Source organism: Actinomadura sp. KC216 (assembly GCF_004348535.1).
In the GTDB taxonomy this organism is placed as follows: domain Bacteria; phylum Actinomycetota; class Actinomycetes; order Streptosporangiales; family Streptosporangiaceae; genus Spirillospora.
Genome location: NZ_SMJX01000317.1, coordinates 1 through 9,302, shown reverse-complemented (window position 1 = coordinate 9,302; position 9,302 = coordinate 1). Strand labels below are relative to the sequence as shown.

Sequence of the window (9,302 nt, the reverse complement as noted above, 5' to 3'; positions counted from 1 at the left end):
CCCCTCGTCCAGGCCCGCCTCGGCGCGCTGGATGCGCCAGAGAAGCAGGGCCATCTCGTTCGGGTCGTTGCCCCGCACATCGGTGATCGCGGCGGGCCGGTCGACGTAGTCGAGGTAGCTGCGCTGCGCGCGCCAATGCGGGCGCGTGCCGCTCAGCTCGAAAGCCCAGCCCGGGAAGGTCTCGCGCAGGGTCTTCAGGTCCTCCATGCGCTGCTCGCGCGACGTGCCGGGCGCGCCCGATCCGAGCGTCGCGAGGTCGACGGCCTGGCTCATCAGGCACTCCAGCATCCCGGGGAGCTTGGCCTCGGCCACGGAGTGCCCACCGATCCAGTGCTCGGAGGGTTCGCGGATGGCGAGCCACGGGACGTCCTTGCTGTCGACGTACTCGATCTGCCAGTCGGGGTGGGCCTTGCGGAGCCGGGCGGCGCTCTCGGATATGGTCATCGTCAGCCGGACCTTCCTTCCGGTCAGGCCCCGGAACACCCGGCGTTCGCCCGCCGGCCGGGGCCGTCTTCGTGTCCTGTGACACGCTTACGGCCCCACTTGACCGCTTCCGCGGCTAGCGTGGAAGGCGGTGCCCGGTGCTCCAGTACGCAGGCAGCGGGCAGCAGGGCGGCATCCCGGGGCGAAACGGGTGAATCGATGACGACCTTCGGCGAGCGACTGCGTCAGCTCATGGCCGACAGGCAGATCAGCCAGCGCAATCTGGCCGGACTCGTGCCATGCAACGCCGGCTACCTCTCCCGGGTCGCCAATGACCTGAAGCTGCCGTCCGAGGAGCTGGCCGCGCGGCTCGACGAGGTTCTCGATGCGGGCGGTACCCTCGCCGCACTGAGACCCGAGCGCCGGACGCCCGCCGTGGAGGAGGCGCTCCGGCTGGCGGCATGGCTGGAAGAGACGAACGTCGGCGACGGTGCGGTGGGGTACCTGGAGACGGCGACCCGCCGCCTGGTCTACGACTACCCCCGGCGCCCGCCGCTGGCTGTCCTGCGCGAGGCTCAGGCCCTCCAGGCGCGGATCGTCGACACGCTGCGCGGGGGGCGTCAGCGCATCGCGCAGACGCAGGCTCTGCTGGGCATCTCCGCGGAGCTGTTCGCGCCGATCAATCTGCTCGCCGGGGACGTCGGCCGGTACGCCCTCGCCGACGCCTACGGTTACGCCGCCTGGACGTGCGCGCAGGAGGCCGACTCCGACACGGCCCGTGCCCTGGTGCTGTGTGCACAGTCCAAGACCGCCCGCTGGGAGGCCCGGCATGCCGAGGCCGCGGATCTGGCTCGCCGCGGGTTCGAGGTCGCCCCGGCCGGTGGGCGTGGGCGCATCCTGCTCGCCGTCTGCGAGGCCACCGCCCTGCAGTCCCGAGGTGACATTCCCGGCGCGCGCGAGGCGATGCGGCGGGCAGAACAGGCGCGTGACGAGCACTCGGCCGCTGATGAGGGGGCCGACGCCTGGGGTTGCACCCGTGCCCGGCAGTGCGCCTACGCCCTCCAGGTGGACCTCGGCGCCCATGACCCCCGCGCCATGTTGCGGTCGGCCGCCGAAGCCGACGACGCGTGGGCCGACGGCGACCAGTGGGTGTACGGCACGTGGGCCCAGATCCGCATCGGCGCCGCCCTGGCGCACGTGATGACCGGCGACCCCGAGGGCGCCGCCGCCGAGCTGGACGAGGTGTTCGACCTCGGCAGCGAGTACCGCGTGGTGACCATCATCGGCCGGATGAGCGAGATAGGCAGGCGCCTCGGGCACAGGCGGTACAAAGGTGACTCCCGCGCCACCGAGCTGCGCGAGAAGATCCGCGCCTTCCAGTCCGGTTCCCTGGAGCACAAGGCGCTGACCGCCCCGGAGGTTCCGTGAGTCCGATGCCCGCCCGCATGTCGGACCATTGGTGGTGGCGGCCAGGGGTGCGGCCCGGGCGGCGCCTGCTCGTCTGGCACATCCTGCCCGGCGATCAGCCCGAGGTGTGCGACCTGGTACGCCAGTGCCAGGACAAGCTCGCCGGGCTGGACGGCCTGGACCCGGTCCCCGCCGAGTGGCTCCACATGACCACGCAGATCGTGGGCTTCGAGGACGAGATCCCCGCGGCCGAGGTCGAGGCGATGGTGGCCAGGGTCGCCGACCGGCTGGGCCGGGTCGCGCCGATCGAGGTGGAGCTGGGCAAGCTGTGGCTGCACTGGGAGGCGGTCGCGCTCGGCATCAGGCCGCCGCGCGCCCTCGACTCGGTGCGCGCTGTGATCCGCGAGGCGACCGGCGCGGCCGTGCGCACGCACCAGCTCGGCGACGAGCCGGAGTGGACGCCGCACGTCTCGGTCGCCTACAGCAACGCCGACCGCGACGCCAGGCCCGTGATCGACGCGCTGGCTCTGCGTCCTGAGCCCGCGCCACTGCGAGTCGCCCGGGTCCATCTGGTGGCGCAGGAGCGCGTCGATCACCTCTACCGGTGGGAGCCGCGGGCCGTGGTCCGGCTCGGCGAGTAGCCCCGACCGCGCCTTCCCTAGAGTTCCCGAGCCTTCCCGGCAGGGCACATCCGGGGCACACGGGGCCGGGAAGTGCCCGGGAAGGCTCGGGAACTGTTGGGGATAGTTTCGCCTGGTCACATCGGCGATTCGCGGGTCTCGCTCCAGGTCACAAAATCGGCCTCAGCCCTTGACGCAGATGAGCTGGCGGAGGTGGGCGACGACCTCGACGAGGTCGGACTGCTCCTCCATGACCGCCTCCAGGTCCTTGTAGGCGCCGGGGATCTCGTCGATGACGCCGCTGTCCTTGCGGCACTCGACGCCCCGCGTCTGCTCGACCAGGTCGTCCACGGTGAAGTTCTTGCGGGCCTTGTTGCGGCTCATCTTGCGGCCCGCGCCGTGCGAGGCGGAGTTGAACGCGGTCTCGTTGCCGAGGCCGCGGACGATGTAGGTGCCGGTCGCCATCGAGCCCGGGATGATCCCGAGGTCGCCGGCACCCGCGCGGATCGCGCCCTTGCGGGTGACGAGCAGCTCGACGCCGCCGTACTCCTCCTCCGCCACGTAGTTGTGGTGGCAGGAGATGACCTGGTCCCACCTGCAGCGCTTCTCGCCGAACCGCTTGGTCACGACGTCCTGCGCGAGCGCCATCATGACGGCGCGGTTGCGGCGCGCGTACTCCTGCGCCCAGAACAGGTCGTGGCGGTAGGCGTCCATCCTGGCGGTGCCGGTGAGGAAGACGGCGAGGTCGTTGTCCGGCAGGTCCTGGTTGTGCGGCAGCCTGCGGGCGGCCTCGATGTGCTGCTCGGCCAGCTCGTTGCCGATGTTGCGCGACCCCGAGTGCAGGACGAGCCAGATCGCGCCGCCGTCGTCCGCGCACAGCTCCAGGAAGTGGTTGCCGCCGCCGAGCGTGCCCATCTGCTGGCGGGCGCGGGCGAGGCGGGACCGCACCGCCGGGTGCAGGTCGTCGAACGCCTTCCAGAAGTCGTACCAGCCGCGCTCCTTCAGGTTCGGCAGCGCGGACGGGTCGACGGCCCGCTTGTGCGAGCCGCGGCCGACCGGGATCGCCTTCTCCAGCTTGGAGCGCAGCCCGGACAGGTCGTCCGGCATGTCCTCGACGGTGAGGGACGACTTCGCGGCGCTCATCCCGCAGCCGATGTCGACGCCGACCGCCGCCGGGGACACCGCGTCCTTCATCGCGATGACCGAGCCGACGGTCGCGCCCTTGCCGTAGTGGACGTCGGGCATCACCGCGAGGCCCTCCACCCACGGCAGCGCGGACACGTTGCGGAGCTGGTCGAGGGCCAGGTCCTCGACGGTGTCGGGGTCGGTCCACATCCGGATGGGAACGCGGCCGCCCTTGATGGTCTGGTACGGCATGCCTTCTCCTTGCTCAACGGGAACCGAACCGTGATCTATGAGGCCAGAGCCGGGGCCTGCGGTTCAAACGGTTTTCCCCGCATGGAGCGTCAGGAACGGCGGCGTTCGGTGAGTCCGAGGCCGTCGAGGTGGCGGAGCAGGGCGACGGCGACGCGGCGGCTGGTGCCGAGGGCGTCGCCCGCCTGGCCCGGCGTGAACGGCTGCGGCAGCCCGGACAGGACGCGCAGCGCCTCCCGGTCGGTGCCCGGCATCAGGACGATCTCGTCGCCGTCCCCGTCGGCGTCGCCGGGGATCCGCACGACGGCGCCCGCGCGTTCGGCGGCGGCGAGCGCGTCGCCGGTGAGGCCCAGCTCGGCCAGCCGGTCCACGGCGGGCGCGGCGAACGGGGCGCCCGCCAGCTCCGCCCTGAGGCGCTCGACGGCCACAGCCCAGGCCGGCCGCGCGGCGGCGGGTCCGTGGACGCGTCCGTTCTCGACCCGCAGCGGCGGGCGGACGAGCGCCTCCACGAGCTGCCGGGCGGGCAGCCCCAGCCGCAGCCGGACGGTCTCCAGCGGGATCCCCGGCGCGTCCGGGTTCCCGGCCGCGTGCCGGGCCGTCTCCTCGGCCAGCCGCTCGAACAGCGACTCCCAGTGCGCCGGGTCGGCGAGCCAGCCGCCGTCCAGCGCGACCGCTCCGTCCGGCGGCGCGCAGCCCATCATCGACAGCTCGGCGCGGCGGAGCACGCCGTGGCGGCGCAGCACGATCGCGCCGTCCGGCCGGTCGGGCCAGGACGCCAGCTCCCGCGCGCGGGCCGCGCCCGCGCCGCGCCGGACGAGGGTCGGCGGCCGCAGGTCCAGGACGCTCACCCCGGCGATCGAGCGGCGCTCCGGGTCGCGCAGGACCCCGGTGTCGCCGAGGTGCAGCGCGAGCCGGCTGTTCAGCGTGAGGCGGGCGGTGTCGGGGCCGAGCGGGCGCAGCCGCACCGGGACGGCCGCGGACCCGAGGTGCAGCGTCATCCGCCGCGCCAGCCGCCCGGACGCCTCCCCGAAGCGGGTGCGGACGTCGACGCAGGTCGTGTGGGTCCAGGCCCCGGCGGCGACGAGCGCCATGCCGGGGCCGACGCGTCCGGCCTCGCGGAGGGTCAGCACGACGCGGGAGACGCCGCCGACCGTCTCGTGCGGCTCGCCCGCGCAGCCGATCGTCCGGACGCGGACGCGCTCGCCCGCCGGCATGAGCAGCAGCTCGTCGCCGACCGTGATCGTCCCGGCGGTGAGGGTGCCGGTGACGACGCTCTGGCGGCCCGCGGTGAAGGCGTGGTCGATCCACAGCCGCACGGGCGCGTCGGGATCGGGGACGGGCAGCCGCCCGGCGAGCCGGTCCAGCGCGGCGGCGAGCTCGCCCATCCCGGCGCCGGTGCGGGCGCTGACGGCGACGGTCTCGACGCCGCGCAGCGGGGTGCCGGCGAGCCGCTCGCGGGCCTGGCGGAGCGCGAGCTTCGGGTCGGCGGCGTCCGAGCGGGTGACGGCGAGGACGCCGAACCGGACGCCGAGCGCGCCGAGGACGTCCAGGTGCTCCTGCGACCGCGGCATCCAGCCCTCGTCGGCGGCGACGCACAGCAGCACGGCGGGCGCGGGCGCGGCGCCGGCGAGCATCGCCGGGACGTCGCGCTCGCCGCCGGGGACGTCCACGAACGCGACGCGGCGCCCCGAGGGCAGCTCCGTCCAGGCGCCGGGCTCCTCCGGCTTCTTGGCGCTGGCGGCGTCCCCGCCGGTGAGGGCGCGCACGAGCGCGGACTTGCCGTGCCCACCGTGGCCGGCGGTGGTGACGACCTGCATCAGCGGCCTTTCCAGGCACGGGCGCGGGGCCCCGTGCGGGGGAGGTCAAAGCGGGGGTGGTGCAGACGAAGGTCCACGAAAGGCAACCTTATGGACGCCCGGGGCCTGCGCAAAACCGGATCCCGCGCGGGGGGCGGATTCAGCCCCGTCCGGGCTCGGTGTGGCCGGAATGGGCCTCGAAGTCGTCCATCATGCGGTGCACGAGCCCGGCGAGCCGCTCGCGGTCGCCGGGCGACCAGTCCGCGAGGGCCTCGGAGATCCAGCGCCGCCCGGACGCGCGGATCGACTCGACCGCGCGCAGCCCCGGGCCGCTGAGCCCGACCAGCCGGCATCGGCCGTCGTCGGGGTCGGGCAGGAGCTCGACGTAGCCGGCCCGGTCGAGCCGCTGCACCTGCCGGGTGACGTGCGGCGCCTCGACGGCGAGCCGGGCGGCCAGCTCCCCCGGCCGCATCGGGCCGTGCTCGGCGAGGGCGCGCAGCAGCGGGACGGCGGCGCGGTCGACCGGGACGCCCGCGGCGATCACCGTGCGGTCGTGCTGCCGGAACCGCGTGAGCAGGTGCGCGACCCGGCTCAGCGCCCGCTCGATCTCCGCGACGTCGCCCGGCTCCGCGGCGTCCGCGATGTCGTCCTGCGGGACCGGTGCCGACATGCCGCTCACCCTACCCCTCTACAATTCATTAACTTAGTTAAGCAAACAGGAGGTGGGCATGACGGGGGTCCGGGCCACGGCGCGCGAGACGGCAGGAAGCCCCGCCGCCGATCCGCCGCGGACCGGCCGCACGCTGCTCGCGCTGGCGGCCGCCGGGATGGTCGTGTCGGTCCAGCAGACCCTCGTGCTGCCGCTGCTCCCCCAGCTCGGCCGCACGTTCGACGCGCCGATCACCGACGTGACGTGGGTGTTCACCGCGTCGCTGCTGGCCGGGGCGGTCGCCACCCCGCTGCTGACGCGGTTCGGCGACATGTACGGCAAGAAGCGGATGATCCTGCTCGCGCTGAGCCTGCTGCTGGCCGGCTCGGTGATCTGCGCGCTGTCGGGGTCGCTGCCCGTGCTCATCGCCGGGCGCGCCGTGCAGGGCGTGTCGTCGTCGCTGATCCCGCTGGCCATCGGCATGATCAGGGATACCTTCCCGCGCGACCGGATCATCACCGCGATCGGGATCGTCAGCGCCACCATGGGCGTGGGCGGCAGCGCCGGGATGATCGTGACCGGGCTGATCGCCGACCGCACCGCCAGCCACCACCCGGTGTTCTGGATCGCCGCCGCGATCGCCGCCACCGCGCTGGTGCTGGTCGCCGTGGCGGCCAGGGACGTCGGGGGCCGGAGCGGCGGGCGGCCCGACTACGCGGGCGCGGCGGTGCTCGCCGGGATGCTGTTCTGCCTGCTGCTCGCGATCAGCGAGGGCAACGCGTGGGGCTGGACGTCGGGCGGCGTGCTCGGCCTGTTCGCCGCGGCGGCGGCGCTGTGCGCGGCGTGGGTGGCGATCGAGCTACGGGTCCGCGCGCCGCTGGTGCGGCTGGCGTTGCTGGTCGGTCCGCGGTCGCTGTCGGCCAACCTCGTGTCCGCGCTGCTCGGCTTCTCCATGTTCGCCGCGTTCACGCTGATCTCGGGCTTCGTGCAGGCGCGGCGGGACGCCGTCGGGTACGGCCTGGACGGGTCGGTGCTGGACGTCGGCCTCTACATGCTCCCGAACACGGTCACGATGCTGATCTGCTCCACGATGGCGGGCCGGGTCGCCGCCCGGCTCGGCCCCGCCTTCACCCTCGCGCTCGGGGCGGCGTTCGTCGCGCTGTGCTACGTCTGGCTGGCCGTGTCGAACTCGCACGTGTACGACGTCCTGGCGTTCAGCTCCCTGCAGGGGGCCGGGTTCGGGATCGCGTACGCGGCGCTCGGGACGCTCGCCGTCCAGCACGTCCCGATGGACCAGAGCGGCATCGCCAGCGGGATCAACTCGCTCGTCCGCGTCGCGGGCGGCAGCATCGCGGGCGCGATCACCGCGTCGATCCTCGCCGGACAGGTCATCCCCGGTACCGCCGAGCCCACGCTCGGGGCCTACGAGCTGTGCTTCTGGGTCGTCGCCGCGGGGGCCGTGCTGGCCGCCGCCATCGCCGCCGTGCACGGCCTGCGCCACCCCGACTGAGCCGCCGCGGGCGCCCGGGCCGGAGGGCTCCTCCGCCGCACGCGGGGCGGCGCGGGGCCTTGACGAACCGGGCCCGCGCCATGCCCTATAGGGGTGCGGCCCGGATCGGAGCACGGGGCCGATCGCCGGACAGGGCCGAACCGCCGAGCGGGGCCAGGGACCCGCACCGGGAGGACGACATGGGCGCCTACGCGGCCGCGTACGAACGCAGCATCGCCGATCCGACCCGCTTCTGGGGCCTGGCGGCGCGGGACGTCCGCTGGCTCGTCCCGCCGGACCGGGTGCTGGACGACGGCGCGCCCCCGTTCTACCGCTGGTTCACCGGCGGCGAGCTGAACACCTGCGACAACGCGCTCGACCGGCACGTCGAGGAGGGCCGCGGCGACCAGCCCGCGCTGATCTACGACAGTCCCGTCACCGGCACCGTGCGGACCTACACCTACCGCGAGCTGACCGACCTGGTCGCCCGGTTCGCGGGGGCGCTGCGCGCGCAGGGCGTCGACCGCAGCGACCGCGTCGTGATCTACCTGCCGATGATCCCGGAGGCGGTCATCGCGATGCTGGCGTGCGCGCGGCTCGGCGCGGTGCACTCGGTCGTGTTCGGCGGGTTCGCGGCGCGGGAGCTGGCCGTCCGCATCGACGACGCCCGGCCCAAGGCGGTCGTGTCGGCGTCCTGCGGCATCGAGGGCGGGCGCGTCGTCCCCTACAAGCCGCTGCTGGACCGGGCGCTCGACCTCGCCAAGCACAAGGTCGAGCGGTGCGTGATCCGGCAGCGCGAGCAGCTGCACGCCGACCTCGTCCGGCCGCGGGACGTGGAGTGGGACGAGGCCGTCGCCGCCGCCGCGCCCGCCGAGTGCGCGCCCGTCGCCGCCACCGACCCGCTCTACATCCTGTACACGTCGGGGACGACGGGGCGGCCGAAGGGCGTCGTCCGCGACAACGGCGGGCACGCGGTGGCGCTGCGCTGGTCGATGGAGAACGTGTTCGGGGTCGGGCCCGGCGACGTGTTCTGGGCGGCGTCCGATGTCGGCTGGGTCGTCGGGCACTCCTACATCGTGTACGCGCCGCTGCTGACCGGATGCACGACCGTCCTGTACGAGGGCAAGCCCGTCGGGACGCCGGACGCGGGGGCGTTCTGGCGGGTCGCCGCGCAGCACCGGGTGAAGGCGCTGTTCACGGCGCCGACCGCGATCCGCGCGATCAAGAAGGAGGATCCGGAGGGCGCGCTGCTCGCCGGGCACGACCTGTCGGCCCTCGACACGCTGTTCCTCGCCGGGGAGCGCCTGGACCCCGACACCTACCGGTGGGCGTCGCGCGTCCTGGACCGCCCGGTCATCGACCACTGGTGGCAGACCGAGACGGGCTGGCCGATCGTGGCGAACCTGCGCGGGCTGGAGCCGATGCCGATCAAGCCCGGCTCCCCGTCCGTGCCGGTCCCCGGCTACGACGTGCGCGTCCTCGGCCCGGACGGCAGGCCCGTCCCGGACGGCGAGGACGGCGACATCGCCCTCCGCCTCCCCCTG

The 9,302-nt window shown here is 74.2% G+C and carries 8 protein-coding genes; 4 read left to right on the top strand and 4 right to left on the bottom strand.

The genetic code is table 11. The features are described from left to right. Positions 1–444 (bottom strand): hypothetical protein (locus E1264_RS43990; protein ID WP_165964542.1); only part of this gene is annotated, 444 nt, incomplete at its 3' end. Between the two features lie 198 nt (positions 445–642). Between E1264_RS43990 and E1264_RS34990 the strand changes: the two genes are divergently transcribed. Both E1264_RS34990 and E1264_RS34985 read left to right on the top strand, forming a co-directional pair. Beyond that, positions 643–1,851: a helix-turn-helix transcriptional regulator gene (locus E1264_RS34990; protein WP_165964541.1), complete on the top strand. Its 1,209-nt coding sequence runs from the start codon at positions 643–645 to the stop codon at positions 1,849–1,851. 5 nt (positions 1,852–1,856) lie between these two features. Continuing rightward, on the top strand, positions 1,857–2,471 hold the full coding sequence (locus tag E1264_RS34985) for a 2'-5' RNA ligase family protein (RefSeq protein ID WP_243711353.1): 615 nt from the start codon (positions 1,857–1,859) through the stop codon (positions 2,469–2,471). Positions 2,472–2,633: 162 nt separating this feature from the next. Here the strand turns inward: E1264_RS34985 and E1264_RS34980 are convergent, their stop codons facing one another. The 3 genes from E1264_RS34980 to E1264_RS34970 all read right to left on the bottom strand — a co-directional run bounded on the left by E1264_RS34980 (position 2,634) and on the right by E1264_RS34970 (position 6,290). Continuing rightward, positions 2,634–3,827 (bottom strand): RtcB family protein, encoded by a 1,194-nt coding sequence (locus E1264_RS34980; protein WP_132180528.1) that lies wholly within the window; start codon positions 3,825–3,827, stop codon positions 2,634–2,636. Positions 3,828–3,916: 89 nt separating this feature from the next. Further along, a complete protein-coding gene (locus E1264_RS34975) occupies positions 3,917–5,641 on the bottom strand; it encodes a selenocysteine-specific translation elongation factor (RefSeq protein ID WP_132180526.1) in 1,725 nt (574 codons plus the stop codon). A gap of 139 nt (positions 5,642–5,780) precedes the next feature. Then, positions 5,781–6,290 carry a MarR family transcriptional regulator gene (locus tag E1264_RS34970; RefSeq protein WP_132180524.1) on the bottom strand — a complete coding sequence of 170 codons (510 nt, stop codon included), beginning with the start codon at positions 6,288–6,290 and terminating at the stop codon, positions 5,781–5,783. A gap of 58 nt (positions 6,291–6,348) precedes the next feature. On the opposite strand from E1264_RS34970, the gene E1264_RS34965 reads away from it, so the two are divergent. Both E1264_RS34965 and E1264_RS34960 read left to right on the top strand, forming a co-directional pair. Continuing rightward, the gene (locus E1264_RS34965; protein WP_132180522.1) at positions 6,349–7,779 is read left to right on the top strand and encodes an MFS transporter; all 1,431 of its coding nucleotides are present in this window, start codon (positions 6,349–6,351) and stop codon (positions 7,777–7,779) included. Between the two features lie 179 nt (positions 7,780–7,958). Next, the coding region (locus tag E1264_RS34960) for an AMP-binding protein (RefSeq protein ID WP_132180520.1) at positions 7,959–9,302 on the top strand (1,344 nt) is incomplete at its 3' end.

Excerpts from the sequence above, each read along its gene's own strand:
- E1264_RS34990 (WP_165964541.1), top strand. The coding sequence starts at position 643 with ATGACGACCTTCGGCGAGCGACTGCGTCAGCTCATGGCCGACAGGCAG.
- E1264_RS34985 (WP_243711353.1), top strand. The coding sequence starts at position 1,857 with ATGCCCGCCCGCATGTCGGACCATTGGTGGTGGCGGCCAGGGGTGCGG.
- E1264_RS34980 (WP_132180528.1), bottom strand. The coding sequence starts at position 3,827 with ATGCCGTACCAGACCATCAAGGGCGGCCGCGTTCCCATCCGGATGTGG.
- E1264_RS34975 (WP_132180526.1), bottom strand. The coding sequence starts at position 5,641 with ATGCAGGTCGTCACCACCGCCGGCCACGGTGGGCACGGCAAGTCCGCG.
- E1264_RS34970 (WP_132180524.1), bottom strand. The coding sequence starts at position 6,290 with ATGTCGGCACCGGTCCCGCAGGACGACATCGCGGACGCCGCGGAGCCG.
- E1264_RS34965 (WP_132180522.1), top strand. The coding sequence starts at position 6,349 with ATGACGGGGGTCCGGGCCACGGCGCGCGAGACGGCAGGAAGCCCCGCC.